General features: G+C 63.7%; 29 protein-coding genes. 14 read left to right on the plus strand and 15 right to left on the minus strand.

Annotated elements, in window-relative coordinates:
* The first annotated feature begins 167 nt into the window (after nucleotides 1–167).
* Together C5L14_RS20220 and C5L14_RS20225 are read left to right on the plus strand one after the other, a co-directional pair.
* Nucleotides 168–1,226 (plus strand): histone deacetylase family protein, encoded by a 1,059-nt coding sequence (locus tag C5L14_RS20220; protein ID WP_105863868.1) that lies wholly within the window; start codon nucleotides 168–170, stop codon nucleotides 1,224–1,226.
* Nucleotides 1,227–1,352: 126 nt separating this feature from the next.
* On the plus strand, nucleotides 1,353–2,660 hold the full coding sequence (locus C5L14_RS20225; RefSeq protein ID WP_105863869.1) for an MFS transporter: 1,308 nt from the start codon (nucleotides 1,353–1,355) through the stop codon (nucleotides 2,658–2,660).
* 75 nt (nucleotides 2,661–2,735) lie between these two features.
* Here the strand turns inward: C5L14_RS20225 and glmM are convergent, their stop codons facing one another.
* The 5 genes from glmM to mnmA form a co-directional block, all read right to left on the minus strand.
* A complete protein-coding gene (gene glmM, locus C5L14_RS20230; RefSeq protein ID WP_105863870.1) occupies nucleotides 2,736–4,076 on the minus strand; it encodes a phosphoglucosamine mutase in 1,341 nt (446 codons plus the stop codon).
* A 102-nt stretch (nucleotides 4,077–4,178) separates the two neighbouring features.
* The gene (locus C5L14_RS20235) at nucleotides 4,179–4,646 is read right to left on the minus strand and encodes a GNAT family N-acetyltransferase (RefSeq protein WP_105863871.1); all 468 of its coding nucleotides are present in this window, start codon (nucleotides 4,644–4,646) and stop codon (nucleotides 4,179–4,181) included.
* Complete coding sequence (locus C5L14_RS20240; RefSeq protein ID WP_105863872.1) at nucleotides 4,643–5,677, minus strand: peptidoglycan -binding protein; 1,035 nt, start codon at nucleotides 5,675–5,677, stop codon at nucleotides 4,643–4,645. The genes C5L14_RS20235 and C5L14_RS20240 overlap by 4 nt, the downstream gene beginning before the upstream one ends.
* A gap of 187 nt (nucleotides 5,678–5,864) precedes the next feature.
* A complete protein-coding gene (locus C5L14_RS20250; RefSeq protein WP_105863874.1) occupies nucleotides 5,865–6,854 on the minus strand; it encodes a flagellar motor protein MotA in 990 nt (329 codons plus the stop codon).
* Between the two features lie 224 nt (nucleotides 6,855–7,078).
* A complete protein-coding gene (gene mnmA / locus C5L14_RS20255) occupies nucleotides 7,079–8,248 on the minus strand; it encodes a tRNA 2-thiouridine(34) synthase MnmA (RefSeq protein ID WP_105863875.1) in 1,170 nt (389 codons plus the stop codon).
* 305 nt (nucleotides 8,249–8,553) lie between these two features.
* On the opposite strand from mnmA, the gene C5L14_RS20260 reads away from it, so the two are divergent.
* Both C5L14_RS20260 and C5L14_RS20265 read left to right on the plus strand, forming a co-directional pair.
* Nucleotides 8,554–9,318: an outer membrane protein gene (locus C5L14_RS20260; RefSeq protein ID WP_105863876.1), complete on the plus strand. Its 765-nt coding sequence runs from the start codon at nucleotides 8,554–8,556 to the stop codon at nucleotides 9,316–9,318.
* 127 nt (nucleotides 9,319–9,445) lie between these two features.
* Nucleotides 9,446–9,961, plus strand: coding sequence for a prolyl-tRNA synthetase associated domain-containing protein (locus tag C5L14_RS20265; protein ID WP_105863877.1), 516 nt, complete (start codon nucleotides 9,446–9,448; stop codon nucleotides 9,959–9,961).
* Between the two features lie 192 nt (nucleotides 9,962–10,153).
* Here the strand turns inward: C5L14_RS20265 and C5L14_RS20270 are convergent, their stop codons facing one another.
* From C5L14_RS20270 to C5L14_RS20295, 6 genes are all read right to left on the minus strand, one after another.
* Nucleotides 10,154–10,747, minus strand: coding sequence for a hypothetical protein (locus tag C5L14_RS20270; RefSeq protein WP_105863878.1), 594 nt, complete (start codon nucleotides 10,745–10,747; stop codon nucleotides 10,154–10,156).
* A gap of 109 nt (nucleotides 10,748–10,856) precedes the next feature.
* Complete coding sequence (locus tag C5L14_RS30415; RefSeq protein WP_181161260.1) at nucleotides 10,857–11,228, minus strand: hypothetical protein; 372 nt, start codon at nucleotides 11,226–11,228, stop codon at nucleotides 10,857–10,859.
* 98 nt (nucleotides 11,229–11,326) lie between these two features.
* Complete coding sequence (locus tag C5L14_RS30030; protein WP_181161261.1) at nucleotides 11,327–11,863, minus strand: hypothetical protein; 537 nt, start codon at nucleotides 11,861–11,863, stop codon at nucleotides 11,327–11,329.
* A gap of 227 nt (nucleotides 11,864–12,090) precedes the next feature.
* A complete protein-coding gene (locus C5L14_RS30555) occupies nucleotides 12,091–12,780 on the minus strand; it encodes a hypothetical protein (RefSeq protein WP_146126970.1) in 690 nt (229 codons plus the stop codon).
* Between the two features lie 266 nt (nucleotides 12,781–13,046).
* Complete coding sequence (locus C5L14_RS20290; RefSeq protein WP_181161262.1) at nucleotides 13,047–13,502, minus strand: hypothetical protein; 456 nt, start codon at nucleotides 13,500–13,502, stop codon at nucleotides 13,047–13,049.
* A 341-nt stretch (nucleotides 13,503–13,843) separates the two neighbouring features.
* Nucleotides 13,844–14,578, minus strand: coding sequence for a response regulator transcription factor (locus C5L14_RS20295; RefSeq protein WP_181161263.1), 735 nt, complete (start codon nucleotides 14,576–14,578; stop codon nucleotides 13,844–13,846).
* An 838-nt stretch (nucleotides 14,579–15,416) separates the two neighbouring features.
* Between C5L14_RS20295 and trxA the strand changes: the two genes are divergently transcribed.
* The 4 genes from trxA (at nucleotide 15,417) to C5L14_RS20315 (ending at nucleotide 18,568) form a co-directional block, all read left to right on the plus strand.
* Complete coding sequence (trxA, locus tag C5L14_RS20300; protein ID WP_105863881.1) at nucleotides 15,417–16,313, plus strand: thioredoxin; 897 nt, start codon at nucleotides 15,417–15,419, stop codon at nucleotides 16,311–16,313.
* Between the two features lie 118 nt (nucleotides 16,314–16,431).
* Nucleotides 16,432–17,091: an LON peptidase substrate-binding domain-containing protein gene (locus tag C5L14_RS20305; RefSeq protein ID WP_105863882.1), complete on the plus strand. Its 660-nt coding sequence runs from the start codon at nucleotides 16,432–16,434 to the stop codon at nucleotides 17,089–17,091.
* A gap of 12 nt (nucleotides 17,092–17,103) precedes the next feature.
* Nucleotides 17,104–17,304, plus strand: coding sequence for a Trm112 family protein (locus C5L14_RS20310; RefSeq protein ID WP_105863883.1), 201 nt, complete (start codon nucleotides 17,104–17,106; stop codon nucleotides 17,302–17,304).
* A gap of 70 nt (nucleotides 17,305–17,374) precedes the next feature.
* On the plus strand, nucleotides 17,375–18,568 hold the full coding sequence (locus C5L14_RS20315) for a serine hydrolase domain-containing protein (RefSeq protein WP_105863884.1): 1,194 nt from the start codon (nucleotides 17,375–17,377) through the stop codon (nucleotides 18,566–18,568).
* Nucleotides 18,569–18,604: 36 nt separating this feature from the next.
* Here the strand turns inward: C5L14_RS20315 and C5L14_RS20320 are convergent, their stop codons facing one another.
* Nucleotides 18,605–19,492: a LysR family transcriptional regulator gene (locus C5L14_RS20320; RefSeq protein ID WP_146126972.1), complete on the minus strand. Its 888-nt coding sequence runs from the start codon at nucleotides 19,490–19,492 to the stop codon at nucleotides 18,605–18,607.
* 98 nt (nucleotides 19,493–19,590) lie between these two features.
* Here C5L14_RS20320 and bla point away from each other — a divergent pair, with 98 nt between their 5' ends.
* The 4 genes from bla (at nucleotide 19,591) to C5L14_RS20340 (ending at nucleotide 23,419) form a co-directional block, all read left to right on the plus strand.
* Nucleotides 19,591–20,475, plus strand: a complete 885-nt coding sequence (gene bla, locus C5L14_RS20325) for a class A beta-lactamase (protein ID WP_105863885.1) — start codon at nucleotides 19,591–19,593, stop codon at nucleotides 20,473–20,475.
* A gap of 120 nt (nucleotides 20,476–20,595) precedes the next feature.
* A complete protein-coding gene (locus C5L14_RS20330) occupies nucleotides 20,596–21,051 on the plus strand; it encodes a hypothetical protein (protein ID WP_146126973.1) in 456 nt (151 codons plus the stop codon).
* A gap of 17 nt (nucleotides 21,052–21,068) precedes the next feature.
* Complete coding sequence (locus C5L14_RS20335; RefSeq protein WP_105863887.1) at nucleotides 21,069–21,773, plus strand: response regulator transcription factor; 705 nt, start codon at nucleotides 21,069–21,071, stop codon at nucleotides 21,771–21,773.
* Complete coding sequence (locus tag C5L14_RS20340) at nucleotides 21,770–23,419, plus strand: sensor histidine kinase (protein WP_210203267.1); 1,650 nt, start codon at nucleotides 21,770–21,772, stop codon at nucleotides 23,417–23,419. The genes C5L14_RS20335 and C5L14_RS20340 overlap by 4 nt, the downstream gene beginning before the upstream one ends.
* A 16-nt stretch (nucleotides 23,420–23,435) precedes the next feature.
* Here C5L14_RS20340 and C5L14_RS20345 read toward each other — a convergent pair whose 3' ends face one another.
* The 3 genes from C5L14_RS20345 to C5L14_RS20355 form a co-directional block, all read right to left on the minus strand.
* A complete protein-coding gene (locus C5L14_RS20345; protein ID WP_245443446.1) occupies nucleotides 23,436–23,744 on the minus strand; it encodes a type II toxin-antitoxin system RelE/ParE family toxin in 309 nt (102 codons plus the stop codon).
* Complete coding sequence (locus C5L14_RS20350) at nucleotides 23,725–23,970, minus strand: type II toxin-antitoxin system ParD family antitoxin (protein ID WP_068297845.1); 246 nt, start codon at nucleotides 23,968–23,970, stop codon at nucleotides 23,725–23,727. Before C5L14_RS20350 ends, C5L14_RS20345 begins: the two co-directional genes overlap by 20 nt.
* A gap of 151 nt (nucleotides 23,971–24,121) precedes the next feature.
* Complete coding sequence (locus C5L14_RS20355) at nucleotides 24,122–25,057, minus strand: LysR family transcriptional regulator (RefSeq protein ID WP_105863889.1); 936 nt, start codon at nucleotides 25,055–25,057, stop codon at nucleotides 24,122–24,124.
* Between the two features lie 158 nt (nucleotides 25,058–25,215).
* Here C5L14_RS20355 and gstA point away from each other — a divergent pair, with 158 nt between their 5' ends.
* Entirely contained in the window at nucleotides 25,216–25,842 is a 627-nt protein-coding gene (gene gstA / locus C5L14_RS20360; RefSeq protein WP_105863890.1) for a glutathione transferase GstA, read from the plus strand.
* Nucleotides 25,839–26,534, plus strand: a complete 696-nt coding sequence (locus C5L14_RS20365) for a glutathione S-transferase family protein (RefSeq protein WP_105863891.1) — start codon at nucleotides 25,839–25,841, stop codon at nucleotides 26,532–26,534. The genes gstA and C5L14_RS20365 overlap by 4 nt, the downstream gene beginning before the upstream one ends.
* The last annotated feature ends 86 nt before the right edge of the window (nucleotides 26,535–26,620 follow it).

The following is a 26,620-nucleotide window of genomic DNA, read 5'->3' on the forward strand; positions in this document are numbered from 1 at the left end:
GGCTGGCGTTCTCGCCAGCTTCTGCAACACTGGGGCAGAGTGCGATTTATCCGAATCGCACTTTTTCTCTGACTTATTGTCCTGAAGCATTTCCTCAACCGCAAATGCCCGCCGGCTTTTCTGCAAGATGCTTTGGGGCCTCCCATTGTTGCCCGGAGTGTTGCTCGATGAAATTATTCTTTTCCGACAGGCAGATGGCCCATCGGCCGACCCAGTACATGATCAACGGTCGAATCGGCAGCGCCCTGGAGAATCCCGAGCGCGCGCAAACCCTGGTCGGATCTCTCACGGCGCTTGGCCTGACGGTCGAGGAGCCCAGGGATGCGGGCCGGGCGCCGATCGAGGCCGTGCATGCCGGCCATTACATCGACTTTCTGGAAACGGCCTATCGGCGCTTCCAGGAACTGCCCAATGCCGGGCCCGAAGTCCTGCCGGCCGTCAGCCCCTATCAGGGCGCGGATGCGGCCTTTCGCCCGCGTCCCGCCCCGCGCCCGAAGGGAATTCTCGGGCAGACGGGCTGGTACATCAACGGCCTGTCCAACGCGATGACGGAGCACACCTTCTCCTCCGCCTATCTGTCGGCCCAGAGCGCCGTGGCGGCTGCCGACGACCTCATCGCCGGCGCCTTCGACAGCTTCGCGCTTTGTCGCCCGCCGGGGCACCATGCCTATGTCGATCGGGCCGCCGGCTTCTGCTTCTTCAACAATGCCGCCATTGCCGCCGAGCGGCTGCGCACCCGGTATCAGCGCGTGGCCGTCATCGACTTCGACACCCATCATGGTGACGGCACGCAGGCGATCTTCTACAGCCGCGGCGATGTCTTCTTCGGCTCGACCCATACGGACCCATCGAGCTACTACCCCCATTACTCCGGCTATGCCGACGAGACGGGCGAGGGAGCGGGCGAGGGCGCCAACCTCAACCTGCCCTTGGCCGAGGGCAGCGGCGACGGCGCCTTCATCGAGGCCAACCGGGCGCTGGCCGCCGCCGTGACGGCTTTCGGGGCGCAGGCTCTGGTGGTGTCCGCCGGTTGGGACGCCCATCGCGAGGACCCGCTGTCCAAGCTGGCGGTAACCACGGCTGCCTATAAGGCGATCGGCGCCGTCTGGGGGGCGCTGCCCCTTCCCGTCGTGATCGTACAGGAGGGCGGCTATTCGCTCAGCGCGGTGTCTGAAGCCGCGCCGCGCTTCGTCTCGGCCTTCCGCGCCGGCCGGCCGTCGCGCTGATCCAGAGCGTTTTGCGATTTGGCAGAATCGCCAAGAACCGCAAAGACGCATCGTACCAAAGAGTTAGAGCAATGCAGCGTTTCCGCTTGAACGCGCTTTGCTTTAGAAATCGAGACGAGGAACATCATGACACAGACCGTTACAGCCGGCGCCGGACAGGCATCCGAGCGCCAGCCGATCCGTGCCGCCCTCGGTGCTTTCGTCGGCACCATGATCGAATGGTACGATTTCTACGTCTATGGCACGGCCGCGGCGCTGGTCTTCGGCGACGTCTTCTTCAAGTCCGACGACCGTTTCATGGGCATCATCGCCTCGCTCGGCACCTTCGCCATCGGCTTCGTGGCCCGGCCGGTCGGTGCCCTGCTGTTCGGCCATTTCGGCGACAAGGTCGGACGCAAGAATTCACTGATCATCACGCTGTTGCTGATGGGCGCGGCCACCGTGCTGATCGGTCTCCTGCCGGGCTACAGTTCGATCGGCATCAGCGCCGCCATCCTGCTCATCCTGCTGCGCCTCATCCAGGGCGTTGCGGTCGGCGGCGAATGGGGCGGTGCGGTGCTGATCGCCGCCGAGCATGCCCCGCCGAAGTGGAAGACTTTCCTGGCCTCGGCTCCGCAATATGGCAGCCCGATCGGGCTGATGCTGGCGGCGCTCGCCTTTCGCACGGTCTCGGATCTGCCGCGCGAGGATTTCCTCGCCTGGGGCTGGCGCATCCCCTTCCTGGCCAGCGCCGTGCTGATCATCGTGGCCTTCGTCATCCGCGCCGGCATCAAGGAGAGCCCGGAGCTGATCAAACGGCTGGAGGAAATGCCGCAGGACGACATCGTGCCGGCCAAGGAAATCTTTCGCACGCGCGCCTATACGCTCCTGCTCGGCATGGGCCTGTGCCTGCTCGGTGTCGCCGGCTTCTACTTTCTGACCACGCTGATGACGACTTTCACCACCGAGTCGCTCGGCATCTCCAAATCCGACATTCTGAACGTGATCTTCTGGGTCGGCGTGCTCGAGCTGATCGCCTTTCCGTTCGGTTCCTGGATCGCCACCCGGTTCAACGAGCGTTTCCTCTTGGTGGCGATGTCGGCGGCTGCCTTCGTCTTCGCCATCCCGATGATGATGCTGATCGTGACGGGCGATCTCGGCAATATCCGCATCGGCATCCTGGTCGGCACCTTCTTCGTTGCCGCCCACTATGCCGTGATGGCGCCTTTCCTGACGCGCGCCTTCCCGGTGCATCTGCGTTATACTGGCATTTCGCTGAGCTCGTCGCTGAGCGGCGCCATCTTCAGCGGCCTGACGCCGGTCGTCGGGGTCTGGCTGGTCAAGACCTATGGCGTGCAATGGCTGCCGCTGTCGCTGCTCTTCATGGTGATCGCCGGGCTCACTCTGCTATCGAGCCTCTTCCTGCCGATCGAGGAAGAACAGGTACGGTCTTGATGGCGCTTCGGGGGGCGGATCTCCTGAGCCGCCTTCCCGGCGGCTGCGGGCGGGCCAGAAGACCCGCCGCCCAACTCACGCCGCCTTGGTGATGGCTTCGATCACCTCGTCCACGGCGGTCTCGACGCTGACGCGGTCGTCGCCCTCGGCCATGACGCGGATCACCGGCTCGGTGCCGGAGGGACGGATGACGAGGCGCCCGCCATCGCCGAGCTGCTTGCGCGCGCCCTCGATCGCCTTGGCGACCTTGGGATCGTCCAACACCTTGCCGCCACCCGTGCGTACATTCTTGAGGATCTGCGGCAGCGGATCGAAGCGGTGGCAGACCTCGCTGACCGGGCGATCGGCCTTCTTGAGCACGGCCAGCACCTGCAGGGCGGCGACGAGGCCATCCCCGGTGGTGGCGAAGTCGGACAGGATGATGTGGCCCGACTGCTCGCCGCCGACATTGTAGCCCTGCGCCCGCATGCGTTCGAGCACGTAGCGGTCGCCCACCGCCGTGCGCTCGAGCTGCAGGCCGAGGCCGCCGAGATAGCGCTCCAGGCCGAGATTGGACATCACCGTGGCGACGATGCCGGGCTGGGTGAGCTTGCCCTCTTCCTTCCAGTCCGAGGCAACCACCGCCATCAGCTGGTCGCCGTCGATGACATGGCCCTTCTCGTCGACGATCACCACGCGGTCGGCATCGCCGTCGAGGGCGATGCCGATATCGGCGCGCAGTTCGCGGACCTTGCGTGACAGGGCATCGGGGGCAGTGGAACCGACATCCTTGTTGATGTTGTAGCCATCGGGTTCCACGCCGATCGGAATGACGTCGGCACCGAGCTCCCACAATGCTTCGGGGGCGACCTTGTAGGCGGCGCCATTGGCGCAGTCGACCACCACCCTGAGGCCGTCGAGGCGGAGCTGGCGCGGCAAGGTGCGCTTGGCGAATTCGATGTAGCGGGCGCGCACATCGTCGATGCGGCGGGCCCGGCCGAGATCGCGCGAGCCGGCCAGCCGCGACGACAGATCGGTGTCGATCAGGGCCTCGATGGAGCGTTCGGTCTCGTCGGAGAGCTTGAAGCCGTCGGGGCCGAACAGCTTGATGCCGTTGTCGTCATAGGGGTTGTGCGAGGCCGAGATCATCACGCCGATGTCGCAGCGCAGCGAATTGGTGAGCATCGCCACGGCGGGGGTGGGCATCGGGCCCAGCAGCATCACGTCGACGCCGACAGCGGTGAAGCCCGCCACCAGGGCATTCTCGATCATATAGCCCGACAGGCGGGTATCCTTGCCGATCACCACGCGATGGCGGTGTTCGCCGCGCTGGAAAGCGAGGCCGGCCGCCATGCCGACCTTCATCGCCAGTTCCGGCGTAATCACGCTGTTGGCCCGGCCGCGAATGCCATCCGTGCCGAAATATTTGCGACTCATGCGACAACCCCGAGATTTTCTGGTGCGATTATGCCTGAATCCTAGGCGCGAAGATTTCAAAAATTGTTTGCGAGCGTAACAAATGACGAGGGCCGATCTCCATCAGCGCCGCCATTCATACTCGAAGGTCGGCAGGCCGGAGCCGGAATTGATGCCGCTGCCGCAGCGCTGGAACGCCTCGCGCTCATAGAAGCGGATCGCCCTTTCATTGAAGGTGTTGACGGTGAGGCGCAGGACCGAGCCGGCCTTCTGCTTGGCAAGCAGCAGGAGCAGATGCGCCAGGCCGCTGCCCTGCTCGGCCGGCGGCAGCGCGATCTGCTCCAGCAGCAAGGCATCGTCCTCCTGCGGCGCCAGCACCAGCATGCCGACGATCGTCTCGGCGGTGGCATCCTCGCGCAGCGCCACGAAGATCTCCGCTTCGAGCATGTGCCATCGGCGCCACTGTCCCGGCCAGCGGGCTTCATAATCGAAGGCCGGGTAGGTGGCCTGCCAAGCCTCGCACCACAGGGATTTGAGGGCCGGCTCGTCCGCCGCCTTCGCCAGCCGGAGGGTGACCGCAGCAGCGCTCATCGTTCGGTCAGCTTCAGTTCGATGCGGCGATTCTTCTTGCGCGCCTCGTCGGTGCCGGCCGTGTCGATCGGCTGGAACTCGGCAAAACCGGCCGCGACCAGGCGCTGTGCCGGAATGCCCTTCGACATCAGATATTGCACCACGGAGATGGCGCGGCTGGACGACAATTCCCAGTTGCTCGGGAATTGCGGCGAGTTGATCGGCCGATCGTCGGTATGGCCGTCGACGCGCAGTACCCAGGGGATGTCGGCGGGAATCTTGTCCTGCAGCTCGAGGAGGGCGGCGGCGAGCTTGTCCATCTCGGCCTTGCCTTCGGGCTGCAGCGTGGCTTGTCCCGCCTGGAAGAATACTTCCGACTGGAAGACGAAACGGTCGCCGACGATACGCACGTCGGGGCGGTTGCCGAGCACCTCGCGCAGGCGGCCGAAGAAGTCGGAACGGAAGCGGGAGAGCTCCTGCACGCGCTGGGCCAGGGCCGCATTCAGGCGCGAGCCGAGATCGGCGATCTTGGTCTGGCTCTCGCGGTCCTTGGATTCGGAGGCGTCCAGGGCTTGTTCCAGCGCGGCGATCTGCCGGCGCAGGGCTGAGATCTGCTGATTGAGCAGTTCGACCTGGGCCATCGCCTGGTCGGAAATGCGTTTCTGGCTGTCGAGCTCACCCTGGATCTGCGCGACCTGACCGCCCTGGGCGCTGGCAGCCGCTGCATCTTTCTGGGCCTCGTCCAGCAGGCCCTGCAAGCGTGACTTGTCGGCGTTGGCCTTGTCGAGGCTGCTGGCGAGCACCGAAAGCTGTTCCTGGGCGTTTCGCCCCGTGGTGCGTTCCAGCGCCAGCAGCTGCGACAATTCCGCGATCTGGGCATTGAGCCGGTTTAGCGCCTCGTCCTTGCCGGTGACTTCCTGGGACAGGAAGAACTGGCCGAGCACGAAGATCGACAGGATCATGATGATGGACAGGAGCAGGGTCGACAGGGCGTCGACGAAGCCCGGCCAGTAATTGATGCCCTCGCCGCGGCGGCGTCTTCCAACGGGCATTAGACGGCCCCCGCTCGTGTCGTGTCATTCCCGGCGAGCCGCGCAGGGGCGAGGGAAGGGGATCCCGGGGCCAAGAATGAGTATCCCAGCCCCCCGCTTCCCTTCCCCTTGCGCTCGCAAATCTCCTTTGCAAGCGTGAGGCCGGGAATGGCGGAGGCTGACGCCCTGGCCGATATCGAGCCCGCCATCAGTTCTTCTCGCGCTCTTGCATCAGGCGTTCCAGCACGCTCTTGATATCGCGCTGCTGCTCGGCCTGGCTCTCGACCCAGTCGCGGATCATCTGCTGCTCGGAGCGCATATGCTGAACGAGGCCCTGGATGCCTTCGGCGAGCTGGGCCATGGCGGCGGTGGCGTTGCGGCCGGAACCGGCCTCGCGCGAGCCGTCGGCCATGCGCTCGATCGCCGATTTGATGGCCGCCATTTCGCCGTCGGAGCCGCCGCGGGCAAGGCCCTCGGCTTCGATGTCGGTGACGGTGGCGGCGAGCCAGTCCTCGAGCTCGGTATAGAAGCGGTTCTGGGCTTGACCGGCCTGCAGGTCGAGGAAGCCGAGGATGAGCGAGCCGGCAAGGCCGAACAGCGAGGACGAGAAGGACACGCCCATGCCCTTGAGCGGGGCGGCGAGGCCGCTTTTCAGGCTTTCGAACACGGTGCTGGCGTCGCCGCCGCCCACCGACATGGAATTGATGACGTTGCCGACCGAGCCCACCGTCTCGATCAGGCCCCAGAAGGTGCCGAGCAGGCCGAGGAAGACCAGAAGTCCGGTGAGATAGCGCGAGACTTCGCGCTGCTCATCCAGGCGCATGCCGATCGATTCGAGAATGGAGCGCAGGGTGGAGAGCGAGATCGAGCGCCGGCCGACCTTGTCGCCGAGCAATGTCGCCATCGGCGCCAGCATCACCGGCTGGTCCCGAAGCTCCAGGCCGGGGTCGCGCAGGCGATAGGCATTGACCCAGCGCACTTCCGGCAGCAGGCGGATCACCTGGCGGAAGCCGAAGACGATGCCGAGCAGCAGGGTGAAGATGATCAGGCCGTTGAGTCCGGGATTGGCCATGAACGCGATATAGAGCTGACGATAGAGCACGGCGGTGACGCAGGCCGCCAGCACCAGAAAGATCAGCATGCGGATGAAGAAGATCCGGGGGGAAGACAGCTTGTAGGGATCAAGGTCTCTGGCCATCGCACCACGCCGTTTCAGCAATCTGTAGCATTTTCCAGAAAAGTTGCCGGACTTTTCGGTTGGGAAAATGCTTCAAAACAAAGATCTGGAGCAAGCATGCGATTTTTTCCGATATCGCATTTTTCCCCAGACGCGAACCCTCGACAGGAGGGTTCTCCTTTTCGGACAGAGCTTGACGCAATGCAAGGACCGAAAGCACGCGCCCCCTGGCGCGCAGGACCGGATCAGGCCGCAGCTGTCTGGCCACCATAGGCGAAGACGGTCTGCGGCCGTGCCCCGCGAATGAAGCCGCCGCCGAGCACGCGGGCCTGGCCATCGGCATGATCGTAGAACACGGCAGCCTGGCCGGGGGAAACGCCGTCCTCGGCCTCGGCGAGCTCGATCGTCGGGCCTTCCGGGCCGAAATGCAGCAATGCCGGCTTGGGCGCTCGGGTGGAACGCACGCGCACGGCGATCTCCAGGCCCTCGGCAGGCAGGTTCTCGAGCGCGCCGTCGCCGATCCAGTTGACGTCGCGCAGGGCGACATGGCGCGTCGCCAGCGCTTCGCGCGGGCCGACGATCACCCGCGCCGCCTCGGCATCGAGGCGGATGACATGCAGCGGCTCGCCGGTGGCGATGCCCAGCCCCTTGCGCTGGCCGATGGTGTAGTGGATGACGCCCTGGTGCTGGCCAAGCACGCGGCCGTCCAGATGCACGATCTCGCCCGGAACGGCGGCGCCCGGCTTGAGCTTCTCGATGACCTGGGCATAGCGGCCGGAGGGCACGAAGCAGATGTCCTGGCTGTCGGGCTTGGCCGCCACGGACAGCCCGAAGCGCTCGGCAGCCTGGCGCGTTTCCGGCTTTGTCATCTCGCCGAGCGGGAAGCGCAGGATGTCGAGCTGCTCCCTGGTGGTGGCGAACATGAAATAGCTCTGGTCGCGCTCGGCATCGCGCGGACGGAACAGGCCGCGCCCGCCGGGCACTGCCCGGCTCGCAACATAATGGCCGGTGGCCAGCACGTCGGCGCCGAGATCGCGCGCCGTGCCGAGCAGGTCGCGGAACTTGACGCGCTGGTTGCACTCGACACAGGGGATCGGCGTTTCGCCGGCCACGTAGGAATCGGCGAAACGGTCGATCACCGCTTCCTTGAAGCGGCTTTCATAGTCGAGCACGTAGTGCGGAATGCCGATGCGGTCGGCGACCTCGCGCGCGTCATGAATGTCCTGGCCGGCGCAGCAGGCGCCCTTGCGATGGATCGCGGCGCCATGGTCATAGAGCTGAAGCGTCACCCCGATCACGTCATAGCCCTGCTCCTTCAGAAGAGCGGCACAAACGGAAGAGTCGACGCCGCCCGACATGGCAACAACGACACGGGTATCCTGCGGCCGGCGCGGCAGGTCGAGCGAATTCAACATGGCATCCTTCCGTCCATCAGAGGGTCAAGGTCTCTGCGACGGCGCTCCTTTACGCGATTTTGGCCGCGAGGGGAACGCCGATGTTCGCGGGGCGGGCGCGGCGCTCAGGGGCATCGGCATTTGATCCTAAATTACTCTACGTAATCTAAACGCGGAGTTTGTGTCGTTAACCATGATTGTTAAGTATATCTATTATGGATTGCTCAATAAAAAGCCGGGTGTTGCATTTATGTCATAGGATTTCATGTAAAGGCGGTGCTATCAGGCGTTCGAGCGTAACAAGTGCCAAGTGCTGGGGTATTAAAATGCAAATTCTAAGGAATGCTCTGCTTGCAGGCGTCGTCATTCTTGCGCCGGCAGCGGCATTCGCCGCCGATCTGGCGCCGCCGCCCGTCGAGCCGGTCGCGCCGGAGATCGTGCCGTCCTTCACCTGGACGGGCTTCTATGCCGGTCTCAGCGCGGGCTATGGCCGCGGCAATCTCGACACGGACCTGAAGGCGGTTCCGACCGCCCGAGGGGAGGAACTGGAGAATGCTCTCGGCTTCGGCTTGAACGGCGGCATCGCCCGCGTGAAGGATACCTCCAATGGCTTCGTCGGCGGCGGGCAGATCGGCTACAATTACCAGCTCGATCCGCATTGGGTGGTCGGTGCCGAAGCCGACCTGCAATATGCCGGCCTCGATTCCAAGAAGACCTTCATCGGCAACCAGAACATTCCCGTCACCGTGAAGACGGAGCTCGACTGGTTCGGCACGGCCCGCCTGCGCGCCGGCTATGCCTTCGACAACGTCCTGGTCTATGGCACCGGCGGCCTCGCCTATGGCCGGGTGAAGTCGAAGGTCAGCACGGCCGGCACCAGCCTGTCCGGTTCGGAGACCAAGTTCGGCTGGGCCTTGGGTGCCGGCGCCGAATATGCGCTGACGCAGAACTGGACTGTCCGGGCCGAATATCTCTATGTGGATCTCGGCAAGGCCGAGACGATCAAGGCGAACAGCGAGATTGCCCAGGTTACCGCCAAGGCGGACGTCTCCGTGCATACGGTGCGTGCCGGCGTAAACTACAAGTTCTGATCGGAGTTTCGCTGCCGTTCCAATTTTCAGGGCTCCGCATGGCGGGGCCCTTTTACTTTGGTTGAGCAGTCTTGCGCCAGCCGGCTCGCCGTTCTAGTCAGGGCCCCTTTCCAGGAGACCTCGAACCATGCCGGCTACGCCTGACGACCTGTTCGCTTTCTTCGCCAAGCTCGGCATCACCGTGACGACCGTCGAACATCCGCCCCTGTTCACGGTGGAGGATTCGAAGGCGCTGCGCGGGCAGATCGCGGGCGGCCACACCAAGAATCTCTTCCTGAAGGACCGGAAGGGCAGGTTGTTCCTGGTGGTGCTGGAAGAGGATGCCAGCGTCGATCTCAAGCGCATCCACGAGATCATCGGCGCCCAGGGCAAGGTATCCTTCGGCTCGGCCGAGCTGCTGACGCAGGTCTGGGGCGTGTTGCCCGGTGCCGTCACGCCCTTCGGCGCCATCAACGACACCGAGGCGCAGGTGACCGTGGTGCTCGACCAGGCGCTGCTCGAGAACGACAAGCTCAACCATCATCCGCTGGTGAATACGCAGACCACCACGATCGCCCGTGAAGACCTCATTGCCTTCCTGCGTGCCACCGGGCACGAGCCCAAGATCCTTGCCGTCTCGCAGCCGCAGCAGGCGGATGCCTGAGGTTGGCACGGTTCCACCGCCTGGCGCGTTTTCCAGAAAAGCCGTTCGCTTTTCCGATGAGGAAAACGCGTTAAAGGAGTTGAAGAGAAAGTGCGCTTCAGGGAAATCGCACTTTCTCTGACTCGAAATCCCGGCATCCCATGCCGGTATGTTCCCGAAAGCCCGTCGAGCCGCCGACGGGCATGATCCCGTTCAGTCGAGGCAGCCGCGGAAAATATCGTATCTCATGCATTTGCGGCGAGGCGCATAGGCGGCGGGTGACGTCGTGGCCCCGCGGGCATAGCGCTGGGCCGGCTGCTGCACGCCGGCTACGCCGGCCGATGGCACGGCTCTGGGACCGACCTGGCAACGAATGCCTTCTGTGGCCAGGGCGCCGGCAACATCGGCGTCATAGCACAGCATCTGGGTGGCGGCCCTGCGATAGCCCATGGCCTGAAGAGTGCGGGCGAAGAGGCGGATGTTGCAGCCCTGGTCGAGTTTGGTGGTGCCGAAGCTGAAGCCGAAGCCGGCACCCGAGCCGCCGACGCTGACGCTGCCGAGACAGGCTTCGATGCCCGCGGCCGCAAGGCCGGGCGCAAACGCGGCAGGGGCCTGACGTCGATCGCGATGATTCAGAGTGGCACCGCCGACATTGCCGGTAATGTTGCCGTTGCCATTGCCGTTGCCCGATCCGTCGCCCGAATTATTGCCGTTGCCTGTCCCGTTCTGCGCCTGAGCCAGCGACGCAGCGGCAAGGAAAATGGCGACGGTGAAGAAATAGACAATACCCTTTGCAAGCGATTTCATATGCGTTCCCCCAAACACAAATACGCTCACAAACTTCTGGAAAGTCTATGAGGTGTACAGGAGGCTACGCTACAAATAGGATTTTCGCAATGAATACAATATTTTATCGCTAAGGAACCTGACGGCGAGTAATGCCGCAGCGCTGAAGTTCTTTCATTAGGCGCTCGTAGTCCCAGCTATACGTCATCTCGTTATGGTTTCCATTGTTGTCACTTGTGAAGCAGTTTCCGTTTCCGTTACCAGAATTGAAATTGCCGTTATTGTTTCCTTGATTGAAGTTTCCATTAAAGTTGCCGGTATTGCCGTTGCCGTTGTTGTTTCCTCGTCCAACGCTGTATTGAGCGAGGATAACATCATCTTTCCGCAGTATCTCGATTTGCGCCGCTCCGTGCTGCCGGCCTGGGACATGGCAACGGAAAAGCGCCGGAATCTGCGGGCTGGGAAGGGGCTGCCGGCAACCGATATCGAGGTCTGCGATCATGGTTGCATTCCTGTGATCAAGGACGGTGGATCGGTATAAACCATAAAGGCCGGACCGACCTCTCCGATCGATCCGGCCGAAGCTGCCTCGGCAGCCTCCTATGGGCGTCCGTTTCCGTTGCCGTTGAACGATCCGATGTTCCCGTTGCCGTTGAACATGCCACCGTTGTAATTGCCGTTCGCGGCACCGATGTTGTTGTTGCCGCTGGTGGAACTGGAGTTTCCGCGGCCGTTGAAGGCGCCGATATTGCCGGTGCCGCCATTGCCGTAGCCGATGTTGCCGTTGGCGTCCGGCGGGCCATTGCCGTTGGCGTTGCCATTCAAGGTGCCGGTGTTGGCATTGCCGTTGAAATTGCCGCTGCCGAGCCCGTAATTGCCGTTGCCATTGCCGTTGCCATTGGCGAGGCCGCTATTGGCATTGCCGTTGGTATTGCCGTTGAAGCCGCCCCAATTGCCGTTGCCGTTGCCGTTGCCGTTGCCGATGCCGGAGTTCATGTTGCCGTTGCCGTTGCCGTTACCGACGCCAACATTGCCGTTGCCATTGCCGTTGCCGTTGCCGAAGCCGGCATGAGCCGCGGAGATCGAGGTGCAGGCGAGCGCGGCGTACAGGGCCGCATGGAAGATGGTGATTCTCATGGTTCTACCTTTCCTGGACTGGGTTCGGGAAAGGCATTGCCTTCCCATCGTGGTCGTCGGATCCCTCGAGAGGCCGGAAGGCACATGGGCACAGGGCAGGCCCTTGCTCCGTGATGTTTTGTTTCACGGAACCGAAGCCGGGGCGCGGCCGGGCAAAGCATGCACCTTGGGGGGATGTTCGGTGCGTCTTCGGCCGAGCGAAGGCGCGCCGCTTCTCGTCCGCCGGCTTACCGTGAGGTGCAGCCGTGGTTCAGGAGGTTGCAACTGGACGGTGTGTTCGCATTCCTGGCGGTCGCGCTGGTTACGGTGACGGTCACGCCACCCGGTGCCGGATCGTCCGGCCCGCCGATGCCGTAATTGCCGTTGCCGTTCATGTTGCCATTGTCGGTCCCGGTGTTGCCGTTGCCGTTGTAATTGCCGTTCAGCGTACCGGTGTTGAAATTGCCATTCATATTGCCGTTGCCGGTTCCGGTGTTGCCGTTGCCGTTCATGTTGCCATTGTCGGTTCCGGTGTTGCCGTTGCCGTTCATGTTGCCATTGCCGGTTCCGGTATTGCCGTTGCCGTTCATGTTGCCGTTGCCGGTTCCGGTGTTGCCGTTGCCGTTCATGTTGCCGTTGCCGGTTCCGGTGTTGTTGTTGCCGTTGCCGTTGCCGTTGTTGGTGCCGGAATTGCCGTTGCCATTGCCGTTGCCATTGCCGGTTCCGGTGTTGCCATTCCCGTTGCCGTTGCCATTGCCGAATCCCGCATAGGCGCTGAGGACCGGGGTGCAGACCAGTGCCGCACTCAGCAGCAGCCGCGTGAGGAGGGTGCGCATGATACTGTCCTTTCTTGCGACTCGAAAAACAGCCTGGCCGAAGGCCTGGAGGCGTGTTCGATGATCGGGCGGTGCGGTCTGTCGCTGCCGCGGCCCGTCCATGATGCACTGTGACTGGACCTGCACGCTCGGAGCATTCGGGGCGGTTCGTCTGTCGGATCGAACGGCCGAGGCTCGGTCGGAAGGGCCTGGATGCGGGATCCTCTTCCGTCGGCCGTCCGCAGGACGCTACGCCGGAACAGGGAGAGAAGAGAAGCAGCGCATCCAGATTTCAGAGCTCGAGCGGCGAACGCTGAACGCCAGGGGAGGCGGGAGCTGACCGGCAGCCGGGAGGGAAGGCAGGCCAGCTCCCTGAGTGCGAGCAAGGCTTACTGGTTGCCGTTGCCGTTGCCATTGCCGCTGAAGGCGCCCCAGTTGTGGTTGCCGTTCAGGTTGCCGTTGCCGATGCCATAGTTGGCATTGCCGTTCAGGTTGCCGTTGCCGAAGCCGAAGTTGTGGTTGCCGTTGGCATTGCCGTTGCCGAGGCCGAGATTGCCGTTGCCGTTGGCATTGCCATTGCCGATGCCGGCATTGCCGTTGCCGTTGCCATTCCCGTTGACGGCGCCGGCATTGCCGTTGCCGTTGCCGTTGCCGTTGAGGGCGCCCCAGTTTCCGTTGCCGTTGCCGTTGCCGTTGAAGGCGCCGGTATTGGCGTTGCCGTTGCCGTTGCCGTTGCCGAAGCCGACATTGCCGTTGCCGTTGCCGTTGCCACTGCCAACGCTGAAGGCCATCGCGGCGCTGGAGACGCTCAGGATCAGGGCGGATGCGATGAGAAGCGATTTCATAATTGTCTCTCCACTCAGTCTGTCTTGTGAGGTGCTTAAGGCTGTAATCAGCAGAAGCTTTTTCTTTAAGATCGCGATGATTACAGTTTTAATCTTATTGGTTTTTGAGTGTAGAGAAACTTGTCTATTGGAATTAGTACAAAGGGGTATTAATTCAGGAGTGTTATACTAAAAATTCATTTGGGCATGTCAAATAGTGCCGCGTGACGACGCTGGCGCGTGCCATGCAGCTCAAAGGCCCCGGATCATTCGAGAGGGAGAATATTCGAGGTGTGGAACGGCTGGATCAGAGTTCCCCAACACATCCAGCCCGGTCCATCGGACGTCTTCTGTCGTGGTCGTCAATAGGCGACGGCAGCAACGGCCATCTGGCTGTCTTCGCAATCGGGGCCGATCATCATGGTGGCGCCGGGCGAACGCATCTGACTGCCGCACATCAGGGCGACTTCGGTCCGATTGCGCAGGTGGAATTTGCGCATGATGTTGCGGATATGGACCTTTGCTGTGCTCTCGGAAATGTTGAGGGCATGCGCGATGATCTTGTTCTGCTTACCCTTCTGGAGCAGGCTCAGGACGTCCATCTCGCGGTCGGTGAGATTGAGATGGATATCGGAACGCAAGTGGCGCTCGGGCTGCGGCTTGGGCGCGCTCAAGGGCGGTTCTGTGAACAGGGCGGTGGCGCTCGCATAGGAGACGGGCTGAGTAGCCGTTTCCTCGCACACTGGAAGCGACAGGCTCCGCCGGATCGCACTCACCATGGCATTGAAGCCCATCGAGGCCGTGATCCAGCTGTGGACGCCGGCTTCCTCCATCAATCGACCGATCGGAGGATCGCTGTTGTCGGTGACCACCAGCAAAGGCAGCTTACCGATACGGGCTTGTAATTGCTGAATGACGAAGGCGACGAAGAGCGGATCGGTGCTGCGCTGCACCAGGCTGAGTATGGCGAGGGAGGCTTGAGCGCCGCCTTCTCCGGGAGCGCCCATAATGCGCACGTCGATATCGTCCGCGGCTTCCTTGAGAGCATGCGAAAAGATTTCGCCCAGCAGGGGGCGGCTCTCGATCAGCAGGACCACTTTACGATCTGTAGTAGCTAGGGCGCTCGGTTCTGTTTGTCTGTTATCATGACAATCCAGCATGTCATTGCAGGTGACGTGGTGACTCATGATTGGCCTCTTTGAAAGTTCTGGCGTTACTTCCTCTATAAGTCTTCTTGTCGGTTGGGCTTCCACCCCAATACGTCATTAGGGTGTGGGCCGTTACACTTGCGTGACAGTTCCGCGCTGCCGACCTGAACGGCCTGTTGTCGAGCGCAACCACTTTCACCGGGCACCACGAATTTCTTCAGGGCGGCGGCCGAAAAGTAAAACGATTCACGAATAATAGGACGCCTGAATATTGATTATCGCGATGTGGCTTTTATCTCACAGAAACGACTATTCGCGAAAGTCTTTTGGGATTAATCCGAAAGGAACCTTCCCTAGCGGCAGCCCAAAAAGGTATCATATTGAGGTGTAAGGCGATTTTCAGCCTTCCCGGTTCGTGCATGCCAGTTATATTGAGGAAGGCGTGAATTCGCCGTGATTTGAGTGAAGTTCCGGAATACGATGAATAAACTTCAATCTTTAGAAAGATGGCACTGATCGCTGGTGTATAGGCAAGTGATTTTCTTTCTGTACAAGGCGGACTTCGATGCTCTTCATCACGGCGGACGGCGATTCTGCTGTTGGTCGACTACCACTGTTACCTCTTTTGAGGCTCATCGGCGAAAAATAGGTATGGAGTTCCATTCGTTCCATTCCTGTAACAAGCAAGACGAAATCTATTGTTTCGTACAGCGCCGCATGCGTGGCAGTTGCCTTCGTGGCAATTTACCCCCATCTAACCGCGGACGGAGTTTTCTAGCGGGTAGGAATGATGAGCAACGACGCTGCCGGAGCCAACGGTCTAATCAAGGATACCACTACGCAGACCTTCATGGCCGACGTGATTCAGGAATCGATGAAGCAGCCGGTGCTGGTCGACTTCTGGGCCGAGTGGTGCGGCCCCTGCAAGCAATTGGGGCCGATGCTTGAAAAGGCGGTGCTGGCGGCCAAGGGCAAGGTCAAGCTGGTGAAGATGGATATCGACAAGCACCCGCAGATTGCCGGGCAATTGGGGGTGCAGTCGATTCCCGCCGTCTTCGCCTTCTCCAAGGGCCAGCCTGTCGACGGTTTCATGGGGGCCATTCCCGAAAGCCAGATCAAGGAATTCATCAGCAGAATCGCCGGCCCCGGCGGCGACCCGGACACCGAGGCCTTGCTGGCCGAGGCCGAAGCCTTGCTGAATGAGGGCGACGGCGCGGCGGCGGCTCAACTCTTCGCGCAGATATTCGAGCAGGACGCCGAAAACCTGAAGGCGATCGCCGGCCTGGCGCGCTGTGCACTCGCCGCCGGGGAACTGGAACAGGCCAAGGCCACGCTCTCGCTCACGCCAAAGGGCAAGGAGAACGATCCCGTCATCGCCAGCGCCCGTGCTGCACTTGAATTGGCCGAACAGGCCAATGACGTCGGTGACCTGCAGGCGCTGGCGCGCCAGGTGGAGGCCGAGCCGAAGAACTTTCAGGCCAAGTTCGACTACGCTCTCGCTTTGGCGGCCGCCAATCGGCGCGAGGAAGCGGTCGACCAACTCCTCGACATCGCCCGGCGCGACCGCAAATGGAACGACGACGGTGCACGCAAACAGCTCGTGCAGTTCTTCGAGGCCTGGGGCCCGATGGATGAGAACACCATCTATGGCCGCCGCAGGTTGTCGTCGATCCTGTTCTCATAAATAGTGACGCGGCCCGCCAGCAGGCCGTAAGATATCGCCTGAAGGTCGCGGTCTCGATCTGTCATGCCCCGTCCTTGGGCCATGACAGTCTCCAGGCCCGTTTGAGGAATGGCAGCCGATGCATCCCTTGTTCAAGACGGAGGCCGATCTGCCTCCTGTCATTCCGGTATTCCCTCTGGCCGGCGCCCTGCTGCTGCCGCGGGGCCAGCTGCCGCTGAACATCTTCGAACCGCGTTATCTGGCCATGATCGACGACGTGCTGAAGGGGCCGCGCCTGATCGGTATGATTCAGCCCGAAGACGAAGAAAACGAGACGATGCCGCGCCTGTTCCAGGTCGGCTGCGTCGGGCGTCTCACTCAATTCGCCGAAACGAATGACGGGCGCTACCTCATCCAGCTCACGGGAATTTCGCGTTTCAAGGTGCTGGCGGAAGAAACCGTTACCACGGCCTACCGCCAGTGCCGTATCACGGCCGAGCCCTTCGCCATCGACTTCACCCCGCGTGCGGGGGAGGAGGAGGTCGACCGCAAGAGCCTGATCGATACGTTGCGCGCCTATCTTGCCGTCAATCGCTTCCAGGTCGACTGGAACGATATCCACGAGGCATCGAACGAGGCGCTGGTCAACGCGCTGTCGATGATGAGCCCGTTCGGGCGGCGCGAGAAACAGGCGCTGCTCGAGGCCTCGTGCCTGCGCGAGCGCGCAGAGATCCTGGTCGCCATCACGCAGATCGAATTGGCCAAGAGCGGCGACGGCTCCGATACGCCGCTGCAGTGAGGATGAGTGCCGATGCCCACGCCGCCGCCGCATCGCCCGCCGCCGCTGACCGATCCCAAGCTGCTGGAATTGCTGGTGTGCCCTCTCACCAAGACGACGCTGGAGTATGATGCGGAGAAGCAGGAACTGATCTCGCGTGCCGCCAAGCTGGCCTATCCCATCCGCGATGGTTTCCCTATCATGTTGCCCGAGGAGGCAAGGGTCATCGAATAGGACGGGCGATCGAATAGATCGCATCGTTCCGTTGGTTCATCCTGCCGACAGCCGAAGGAAGACGCAAAGTATGTATGACAGCCGTCCGCCGGAGCACCAAGAGCCGACCTTTCTCGGCGCCGCCTCCATCCCGCGCGAGGACTGGGATCGTGCGCCGTGGAACCGCTGGTCGTTCCAGCATGTGCGGGAGCTGGTGCCGACGGCGCAGGTCTGGCGCGGACCGGGGCCGGCGACGCCGCTGCCGGTTGCGCTACAGGACATAGACGGGGTTGCCTTCGAGAGCGAGGGCCAGCCGGCGACCGTCGGGAGCTTCTTCGAGGCGAATTACGCCGACGGTTTCCTGGTCTTGCATCGCGGCAAGGTCGTGATCGAGCGCTATTTCAACGGCATGACCGCGCATACGCCGCATCTGTCCCAATCGGTCGCCAAATCCGTGGTGGGTACGGTGGCCGGGATCCTGATCGGGCGGGGCCTGGTCGATCCGGCCGCGCCGGTCACCTATTATCTGCCGGAGCTGGAGGCCACAGCCTATCGCGGCGCCACCGTGCAGCAGGTGCTGGACATGACGACCGGCGTGCTGTTCGACGAAACCTATACCGCGCCCGATTCGCATATCGCCAAGATGGACGTGGCCTCGGGCTGGAAGGCCCGCAAGGACCCGAGCTGGCCGGCCCATGTCTTTGAGCTGATCCTGCAGCTGCAGGCGAGCCAAAGCGCCCATGGCGCCATTTTCAACTACCGCTCCGTCGAGACCGACGTGCTGGCCTTCGTGCTCCAGAGCGCCTCGGGGCTCAAGCTTCCCGAACTGGTGAGCCGCGAACTCTGGGCGCCGATGGGTGCCGAGGAGGATGCCTATTTCACCGTCGATATCGCGGGCTATGGCCTGGCGGATGGCGGCTTCAACGCAACCTTGCGGGACTATGCCCGCTTCGCCCTGCTGCATCTCGGCGGCGGAGAGATCGGGGGCCGGCGCCTTCTTCCGTCCTCCTGGTTGGAAGATACGCGGTTCGCTGCCCGGCCCGATCTCTTCCAGGGCGTCTATCGCGATATTCTTCCTCGGGGCGCCTACCGCAACCAGTTCTGGATCGAGGATGTCGAGCGCGGCGCCTATATGGCGCGCGGCGTGTTCGGGCAGCTGATCTATATCGATCCAGTCGGCCAATTCGCGGCCGTGGTGCTCTCGAGCTGGCCGGAATTCCTGCACGCAGCGCGAACGCGTGCCAGCCTGGCCGCCGTCCGGGCGATCCGCGACGCCTTGGCGTAAGCTGCAGGGGCTTGTAGCGCCGGCGGCGCTTCGATGTCACGCCGGCAACGCTGTCTCAGTCTGGCAGCCTGCCAGCAGCCAGGCTCGGAACGCCAGCATGGCGGGCGAGGGCTGGCGCGATTTGAGGTGCGTCAGCCAGTACGAGCCGGCGTGAACCTCGATTTCGAAGGGGCGCACCAGGCGGCCGCTCGCCAGGGCGCTCGAGAACATCGTCGTCGGCACCAGGCCGACGCCGATGCCCTGTGCGATCGCCTCGGCCATGGTGACCGAGGAATCGAAGACGACGGCATGGGTGGAAGGGCCGCTCGCCCCCGCCGCGGCGAACCATAACGGCCATTCATCCTCGCGATAGGATCGCAGCAGCATTTCACCGGCGAGATCCGCCGGCTGGCGCAGCCGTCCGGCCGCCGCCGGCGCGCAGACGGGTGAGAGCGGAGCGGGCATGAGCAGCGTCGCCTCGGTGCCGTGCCACAGACCGTCGCCGAAGCGGATGGCATAGTCGAGGCCATCGCCCGCCAGATTGATCCGGTTGTTGTTGGTCAGGATGCGCAAGTCGATGAAAGGGTGCGCCTCGCCGAAGGAGCGCAGGCGCGGCAACAGCCAGCCGGCGGCGAAGGTCCCGACCACGCCGACCGTCACCACATCGCGGAAATGACCCTTCTCGAAGCGATCGAGCGTGGCGCCGATGCGCCCGAAAGCCTCGTTCAGGACGGGGACGAGAGCCTGGCCCTCCTCGGTGAGCGCAAGGCCGCGCGGCAGGCGGCGGAACAGGCGCACGCCCAGGATCTCCTCCAGATTCTTCACCTGATGGCTTACGGCGGTCTGGGTTACCCGTAATTCGAGCCCGGCGCCGGTAAAGCTGAGATGGCGCGCGGCCGCTTCGAAGGCGCGCAAGGCATTGAGAGGCAGATGCGAGCGGATCATGGACCCTCAAATTTTTTTCAAGTCTGAGGCGATTTATCATCGTTTGTCCCCTGCTCAAACCGCAGCCATCCTGACATCGAACGGTGTAAGGAGTTTGCATGACCAGACGGAATTTCATGGTTGGAGCGGGTGCAGCCCTGTTCCTGCTGCCTTTCAGCGTCGCGTTTCCTGCGGCCGAATCGCGTGCCTCGACGGATTTCGCAGGGGCAATCAGACGGATCGAGGGCGGGGTTGGCGGACGCCTGGGCGTTGCCGCGCTCGACCTCAAATCGGGGGTGAGGCTGGCTTATCGATCGGACGAGCTTTTCCCGCTCTGCAGCACCTTCAAGCTGCTGGTTGCCGCCGCGGTGCTCGCCCGGGTCGACCAGGGGCGCGAGCGACTGTCCCGCCAGGTCCCGATCGAGGCTGCCAGGCTGCTGCCCAATTCGCCGATAACGGCCAGGCATGCCGGCGGCCGTCTGACCTTGGCGGAGCTTTGCGCGGCGGCGATCACCGTGAGCGACAATCTGGCCGGCAATCTCCTGCTGGAAGTCGTGGACGGGCCGGCTGGATTGACCCGCTATCTGCGTTCGATCGGCGACTTGGTCAGTCGTCTCGACCGTTGGGAGGTGGAGCTCAATGAATCTCTGCCGGGAGATCCGCGCGATACCACCAGCCCCGCCGCGATGCTGGCGGACCTCCAGCGCCTGCTGGTTGGAGAGGCACTGTCGCCATCCTCGCGCAGCCGGCTTACGGCCTGGCTGAAGGCCAGCAGAACCGGCGATACCCGCCTGCGCGCCGGACTGCCCGCGGAATGGGCCTTCGGCGGCAAGACGGGAACCGGCGAGCGCGGTTCGACCAATGATGTCGCTATCGCCTGGCCGCCCGGCCGTCCACCCCTTCTCATCGCCGCCTATCTGACCGGTACGACCGCGGCGGCCGACCGCCGCAATGCCGCCCTTGCGGCCGTCGCCAAGGCCGTGGCGGGGCATGTGCCCGCGTAAGTGCAGGAGGGGTGCAGCGGGTCCTTGCACGATTTCTGCACGAGGTGCCCATCACGCCGCCATCAGTGCTGTATCGCGGCTGAACATCGACACGGCAGGATGGCGGCCATGGAGGAACCCATGCCGATCGCTTCCGCTTCGCCGGGCCGGACCCTGCCGGCCCGCAACCGCTCGCCGCTTCGACTGAGCTTCGTTTTCAAGGTGCTGGCCATCATGGTGCTGGCCGTCCTCGCCGATTTCACGCTGTCGGCGGGGCAAGCCCTGCCTCAGGCGGGCAGCATCATCGGCTTTCTGGCTTTTGCCTGGCTCGGAGCGTTGCTGGCCTGCGACAGCCTGATGCGCCGCAACCGGGCCAGCCGCCTCGCTGTGATCGGTGCCAGCCTTGCGGGCTTCGCCCTGATCGTCGAGCCGAGCCTGCTTGCCGGCCTGCTTTTCCTGACGGGCCTGGCAGGGCAGGCTCGAGGCTCAGCAGGTCGATTGGCGCCGATGGATACTGGCCGGCGCCTGCGGTTGCGGCAGGCGGGACCGCTGCCCGATCCAATGCCGCCGAACCCCGCTTTGACACCTTCTCCCTGAAATGACATTCATCGCTCATGTCCCGCACCATTCTCATCGTCGATGACGATCCGCATATCCGCGAATTGCTGGCTTTCGCCCTTGCCAAGGCCGGCATGGCCACGCACCAGGCCGGCGACGGCGAGGAGGGGCTGGCGAAAGCCCTGTCCCTCAAGCCGGACCTTGCCATCCTCGACATCAACATGCCGCGCATGGACGGCCTCGAAGTCTGCCGCCGGCTCCGGGCGCAGAGCGAGCTGCCGGTGCTGTTCCTGTCTTCCCGGGACGACGAGATCGACCGGGTGCTCGGCCTGGAAATGGGCGCCGACGACTATGTGGTGAAGCCCTTCTCGCCGCGCGAGGTGGTGGCGCGGGTCGGTGCCATCCTCAAGCGGGTGGGAGCCAGGCCGGCCCAGTCCGCGCCCGCATCGGTGCTGGAGCGCGGCCTGCTCCACCTCGATCCCGAGGGCTGGCAGACGCAATGGGCCGGGGAATCGGTGGGCCTCACCGCCAAGGAGTTCCAGCTCCTGCAGATCCTTGCCGCGACGCCGTCCAAGGTCTTTTCCCGCGACGAGATCATCGATCGCCTGCACGGGCCGGGCTTTGCCATCACCGACCGCACGATCGACAGCCATATCCGCCACATCCGCCAGAAGTTCGCTGTCGTGGGGGCCGAAGACGTGATCGAGACCCGGGCGGGCATCGGCTATCGCATCGGCGCCTGTGCGGGCAAGGCGGCGTGATCCTGTTCAGCCGGCTGAAGGACGCCATCAAGGCGCACTGGCCGGCGCTGCGCCTGCGTTCGATCCTGATCGGCGTGCTGCTGTTCACCGCCCTGATGCCGGGCCTCGGCGCCATCTTCCTCAGGGTCTATGAGAATGTCCTGGTGCGCCAGACCGAGGCGGAGCTGATCGCCCAGTCCGCCGTCTACGACGCGGCATTCGATCTTGCCTGGCCCGGCCCGAAACCGCCGCCGGTGCCGCCGCCGGCCGAGAACGATCCGAGCGACTCCTACCGGCGGGACGATCCGGCGGCCGAGCCCTACTTCACGCCGGAGCAGCTGACGATCGATCTCAACACGATGCCGATCCTCTCCCAGCGCCCGCAGCCCGTTGCATCATCGCAGGCGCCGGATGCCGAGGCGCTGGTGGCGGCCCGGGCGATCGCGCCGCTGATCGAGCAGAGCCGGCGCACCACGCTGGCGAGCGCATTGATCCTCGATGCCAGGGGCACGGTCCTCTCGGACGGGCCGCTCCAGGGCCAGAGCTATGCCTTCCTGCCGGAGGTCCAGTCGGCCATCGGCGGGCGTTCGCAATCGGTCCTGCGGCGCCGCGGAGACTATGTGCCGCGCTATGCCTTCGAAGTCTTCAGCCGGGCCTCGGCAATCCGCGTGCATTACGCCCGCCCGATCAAGCTGGGTGACCGCACCGTCGGCGTTCTCCTGCTGTCGCGCTCGCCCCGGGCCCTGTTCCGCGGCATCTATGACGATCTCGGCAAGATCGCGCTCGGGTTCGGCATCATTCTCGCCGTGATCATCGGTCTGGCCGGCCTGTTGTCGCGGGCGATCGCCAAGCCGATCGAGCAGCTGACGCAGGCCAGCGCCCAGGTCGGCCGGCATCTGGGCCGCGGCGGCAGTGAGGTGCCGCCCACACCGGCCACCGCCACCGTCGAGATCCGGGCGCTGTTCGACAACTTCCGGCGCATGGCGGTCGCCATCGATCTGCGCTCGCGCTATCTGCGGGATTTCGCCGCCGCAATGAGCCATGAGTTCAAAACCCCGCTCACCGGCATACGCGGGGTGCTCGAACTGCTCGACGAGCATGGCGATACGATGAGCGCCGGAGAGCGTCGGCGCTTCATCGCCAATGCGGAGAGCGATGCCGAGCGCCTGTCGCACCTGGTGGTCCGCCTGCTCGAACTCGCCCGCGCCGACATGGCGGATGAGAACGAAGGCGTTTCGACGCCGCTCGCGGGTCCTGTGCATCGCATCGCCGATGCCGGCTCCGACGACGGCTTCAAGATCGAGGTCGCTCTCGCTGCCGGCCTGCCCACCGTGCGCGTACCGGCGGATGTCCTGGAAGCGGTGTTGACGACCCTGGTGGAAAACAGCCGCCAGGCCGGAGCCCGCACCGTGACGATTTCGGTGGCTGCAATCGGGGATGACTATCTCGACCTTCAGGTCACCGACGACGGGCCGGGCATTCCGCCTCACGACCGCGCCCGCCTGTTCGAGCCCTTCTTCACCACCAAGCGCGCCAATGGCGGCACCGGCCTCGGCCTGCCGATCGCCCGCTCCCTGCTCGCCAACAGCAGCGCCAGTATCGACTATGTCGGTGACGGGCCGGGCGCCTGCTTCCGGTTGCGGCTGAAGCGGAATGGGGTCGGGTGATCCAGGTGGAATTTATCTACAGATGCCGGCCGATATCCATGCGCTGATGCAATATGCGGATAATGTCGATGGTTTGCCCTGCTTGGCGATAGAATACGACATGCGAGCCGATATTGTATTTGAGATAACCTTCCCGGATCTCAACGAGGCGGCCGGTTTTTGTGCCGGCGGCCAGCCCCTCGAAGGCTGCCACAAGTGTGTGAAAATAGCTGTCGGCCTGCTCGCGAGACCACGTTCGGAGCGTATAAAGCCAGATTTCCTCAAGATCGCTTTCGGCCAGAGGCGTGAGGCGATAGCGGCTGGCTCTATCCGGCATGCTTGTCATGCAACCGTTTGAGGAAGGCCTCACCGTCGAATGGTTTGGGAGGTCCGGACTCCTCGCCGGCGATCAGAGCGTCGCGCAGGGCTTGAAGTCGCATTTCCTGCTCTTCGAGCAGACGCAGCCCGGCTCGTACGACATCACTCGCAGACCCGTAACGGCCCGAGCCGACCTGTTCGTCGATGAAGGTCACGAAGTGATCTCCCAAGGAGACCGAGGTGTTGCGCTGCATGTTCGCTCCTCCAAGTTAGCACCAATATATACCATTCATTGGTACTATGCCACGTCCATCACAGTTCCCTGGCTGGCGCCGAGGTGCAAGACCGAGCCAGCGGCAGGGGGAGGTTTATTCGGCATGGGACTGTGCAAGCGGTTTTGCTCCTTTATGTCCTGACCGTACCTGCCACGGCTGGAACGCCATGACCCTCGAACAAGCGTTTCTCGGCGGCCAGGCCATTGCCGACGAGATCGAAGAAGGCGCGGATGCGAGCGGTGTTCTTGAGGTCGCCATGGGTGACGATCCACAATTCGCCCGTCAGTTCGGGCATCGGTTCGGCGAGGGCGCGGGCAAGGGCCGGATCGCTGTCGCCGAGATAGCAAGGCAGCAGGGCAAGGCCGAGGCCGGCCTTGGCGGCGACAGCCTGGTTGACCAGGCTGTTCGAGCGATAGGCGATGGCGTCGGCGGGCAAATGCTGCGCCAGCCAGTCGGCGGCCCGGATGCCTGCCGTGCCCTCCTGCCAGCCGACAAAGGTCTGGCCGGCCAGATCAGCAGTGGCTGTGGCCGGCCCGCCATTCGCGGCCACCAGAGCCGGTGCGCCGTAGAAGGTCCAGGCCATGCCGGCGAGCTTCCTGCCCCATAGATCGCCTTCCCTCGGCCGCACCGGGCGGAAGGCGATGTCGGCCTCGCGCCGCGACAGGCTGAGCACGCGGTTGTCGATGGCAAGCTCGACCACGATGCCCGGATGGGCCTGGCGGAAGCTGGCGAGATGTCGCGTCAGCCGGCTATAGGCCAGGGTCTCCGAGGAGGTGACGCGCAGCCGGCCCGACAGGCGGTGGTCGCGGCCAGTGATGTCGCGGTCGAGCGCCAGCGCCTCGTCCTCCATGCGTTCTGCGGCGACCGCCATGCGCTCGCCTGCGGCCGTCGTCTGGTAGAGGCCACCGGGCAGGCGCTCGAACAGGCGCAGGTCCAGGCGCGCTTCCAGGGCGTTGAGGCGCCGGAAGGCGGTCGAGTGATCGACCGCCAGGGCCTTGGCCGCCGCGGTCAGGCTGCCGGCGCGCTGGATCGCCAGCACCAGGCGCAATTCGTTCCAATCATCCATAGTGCCTGCATAGCACCAGAAGCGCTTGCAGTCACGCAAGCGCTTCTGGTGCAATCCCAATTGGCCATGCGTGCATGCATTGCCCTAACCTTTGCATCGGACAGGCCGCGACCCCGCCGGGTGTCGGTGCGCGGATGCTTCAAGTGAAAGGAACGGACATGAAACTCTATTATGCCACTGGCACGTGCTCGCTCTCGCCCCACATCGTGGCGAAGGAGGCCGGCATCGCGCTGGAACTGGAGCGGGTCGACCTGCGCAGGAGCCCGCACGTGACCGAGCAGGGCGTGGACTACACCAGCGTCAATCCCAACCACTACGTGCCGGCGCTGCGCCTCGACGACGGCTCGGTACTGACCGAGGGCGCGGCGATCAGCCAATATCTCGCCGATCTCAAGCCTCAGAGCCGCCTGGCGCCGGCCGCCGGCACGGTCGAACGGGCCCGCCTCCAGTCCTGGCTGAACTTCATCGCCTCGGAACTGCACAAGATGTACAGCCCGTGGCTGTTCCATCCCGAACATGGCACGCAGGCCCAGGACGTCGCCCGTGCCAAGATCGCCGAGCGCCTCGCCACCGTCGAGCGTCATCTGGCCGAGGGCGGTCCCTTCCTGCTGGGCGAGACCTTCACCGCAGCCGATGCCTATCTCTTTACCATCGTCGGCTGGTCGCCCTATACCAAGGTGGATCTCGCACCCTTCCCGGCGATCCGTGCCTTCATGGCACGCGTCGGCGCTCGTCCCGCCGTGCAGGCCGCAATGCAGGCGGAAGGCATGAAGGTGGCGGCATGAGCACCATCTCTCACCCCGCCAGGCTGACGCTCGTCAGCCATCATCTATGCCCCTATGTGCAGCGGGCGGCGATCGCGCTGATGGAAAAGGGAGCGCCGTTCGAACGGCGCTTCATCGATCTTGCCGCCAAACCCGGCTGGTTCACGGCTTTATCCCCGCTCGGCAAGGTGCCGTTGCTGCTGGTGGAGAAGGCTGGGCAGCAACAGGCTGTGCTGTTCGAGAGCAGCGTCATCTGCGAATTCGTGGAGGAGACAGTGCAGGGCCCCAAGCTGCATCCCGCTGATCCGCTGGTGCGGGCTCGGCATCGGGCATGGATGGAGTTCGGGTCTGCCATCCTCGCCGATCTCTGGGGCCTGGAGACGGCCCCCGATGCGGCGGGTTTCGAACAAGCCCGCGCGAGGATGGCGGACAAATTCGCCCGCGTGGAGGAGGTGCTCGGCACCGGTCCCTATTTCGCGGGCGAGGCCTTCAGCCTGGTCGATGCGGTCTATGCGCCGATCTTCCGTTATTTCGACGTGTTCGACACCCTCGCCGATACCGCCCTCTTCGCCGGGTTGCCGCGCGTGCAGGCCTGGCGCCAGGCGCTGTCAGTGCGCCCCAGCGTGCGGGCGGCCGTCACGCCCGACTATCCCGATCGCCTGCGCGCCTTTCTCGTGCGGCACGATGCTTTCCTGCTGAAACGGGCGGCGTGAAAGAGAAGAACGCGTCATTGCGAGCACAGCGAAGCAATCCAGCTTTGCCGCACACCTCGCACTGGATTGCTTCGCTGTGCTCGCAA

This window comes from Labrys okinawensis (assembly GCF_002982075.1).
In the GTDB taxonomy this organism is placed as follows: domain Bacteria; phylum Pseudomonadota; class Alphaproteobacteria; order Rhizobiales; family Labraceae; genus Labrys; species Labrys okinawensis_A.

Coding starts and splice junctions, on each gene's coding strand:
- C5L14_RS20220 (WP_105863868.1), top strand. CDS start 168: ATGAAATTATTCTTTTCCGACAGGCAGATGGCCCATCGGCCGACCCAG.
- C5L14_RS20225 (WP_105863869.1), top strand. CDS start 1,353: ATGACACAGACCGTTACAGCCGGCGCCGGACAGGCATCCGAGCGCCAG.
- glmM (WP_105863870.1), bottom strand. CDS start 4,076: ATGAGTCGCAAATATTTCGGCACGGATGGCATTCGCGGCCGGGCCAAC.
- C5L14_RS20235 (WP_105863871.1), bottom strand. CDS start 4,646: ATGAGCGCTGCTGCGGTCACCCTCCGGCTGGCGAAGGCGGCGGACGAG.
- C5L14_RS20240 (WP_105863872.1), bottom strand. CDS start 5,677: ATGCCCGTTGGAAGACGCCGCCGCGGCGAGGGCATCAATTACTGGCCG.
- C5L14_RS20250 (WP_105863874.1), bottom strand. CDS start 6,854: ATGGCCAGAGACCTTGATCCCTACAAGCTGTCTTCCCCCCGGATCTTC.
- mnmA (WP_105863875.1), bottom strand. CDS start 8,248: ATGTTGAATTCGCTCGACCTGCCGCGCCGGCCGCAGGATACCCGTGTC.
- C5L14_RS20260 (WP_105863876.1), top strand. CDS start 8,554: ATGCAAATTCTAAGGAATGCTCTGCTTGCAGGCGTCGTCATTCTTGCG.
- C5L14_RS20265 (WP_105863877.1), top strand. CDS start 9,446: ATGCCGGCTACGCCTGACGACCTGTTCGCTTTCTTCGCCAAGCTCGGC.
- C5L14_RS20270 (WP_105863878.1), bottom strand. CDS start 10,747: ATGAAATCGCTTGCAAAGGGTATTGTCTATTTCTTCACCGTCGCCATT.
- C5L14_RS30415 (WP_181161260.1), bottom strand. CDS start 11,228: ATGATCGCAGACCTCGATATCGGTTGCCGGCAGCCCCTTCCCAGCCCG.
- C5L14_RS30030 (WP_181161261.1), bottom strand. CDS start 11,863: ATGAGAATCACCATCTTCCATGCGGCCCTGTACGCCGCGCTCGCCTGC.
- C5L14_RS30555 (WP_146126970.1), bottom strand. CDS start 12,780: ATGGACGGGCCGCGGCAGCGACAGACCGCACCGCCCGATCATCGAACA.
- C5L14_RS20290 (WP_181161262.1), bottom strand. CDS start 13,502: ATGAAATCGCTTCTCATCGCATCCGCCCTGATCCTGAGCGTCTCCAGC.
- trxA (WP_105863881.1), top strand. CDS start 15,417: ATGATGAGCAACGACGCTGCCGGAGCCAACGGTCTAATCAAGGATACC.
- C5L14_RS20305 (WP_105863882.1), top strand. CDS start 16,432: ATGCATCCCTTGTTCAAGACGGAGGCCGATCTGCCTCCTGTCATTCCG.
- C5L14_RS20310 (WP_105863883.1), top strand. CDS start 17,104: ATGCCCACGCCGCCGCCGCATCGCCCGCCGCCGCTGACCGATCCCAAG.
- C5L14_RS20315 (WP_105863884.1), top strand. CDS start 17,375: ATGTATGACAGCCGTCCGCCGGAGCACCAAGAGCCGACCTTTCTCGGC.
- C5L14_RS20320 (WP_146126972.1), bottom strand. CDS start 19,492: ATGATCCGCTCGCATCTGCCTCTCAATGCCTTGCGCGCCTTCGAAGCG.
- bla (WP_105863885.1), top strand. CDS start 19,591: ATGACCAGACGGAATTTCATGGTTGGAGCGGGTGCAGCCCTGTTCCTG.
- C5L14_RS20330 (WP_146126973.1), top strand. CDS start 20,596: ATGCCGATCGCTTCCGCTTCGCCGGGCCGGACCCTGCCGGCCCGCAAC.
- C5L14_RS20335 (WP_105863887.1), top strand. CDS start 21,069: ATGTCCCGCACCATTCTCATCGTCGATGACGATCCGCATATCCGCGAA.
- C5L14_RS20345 (WP_245443446.1), bottom strand. CDS start 23,744: ATGACAAGCATGCCGGATAGAGCCAGCCGCTATCGCCTCACGCCTCTG.
- C5L14_RS20350 (WP_068297845.1), bottom strand. CDS start 23,970: ATGCAGCGCAACACCTCGGTCTCCTTGGGAGATCACTTCGTGACCTTC.
- C5L14_RS20355 (WP_105863889.1), bottom strand. CDS start 25,057: ATGGATGATTGGAACGAATTGCGCCTGGTGCTGGCGATCCAGCGCGCC.
- gstA (WP_105863890.1), top strand. CDS start 25,216: ATGAAACTCTATTATGCCACTGGCACGTGCTCGCTCTCGCCCCACATC.
- C5L14_RS20365 (WP_105863891.1), top strand. CDS start 25,839: ATGAGCACCATCTCTCACCCCGCCAGGCTGACGCTCGTCAGCCATCAT.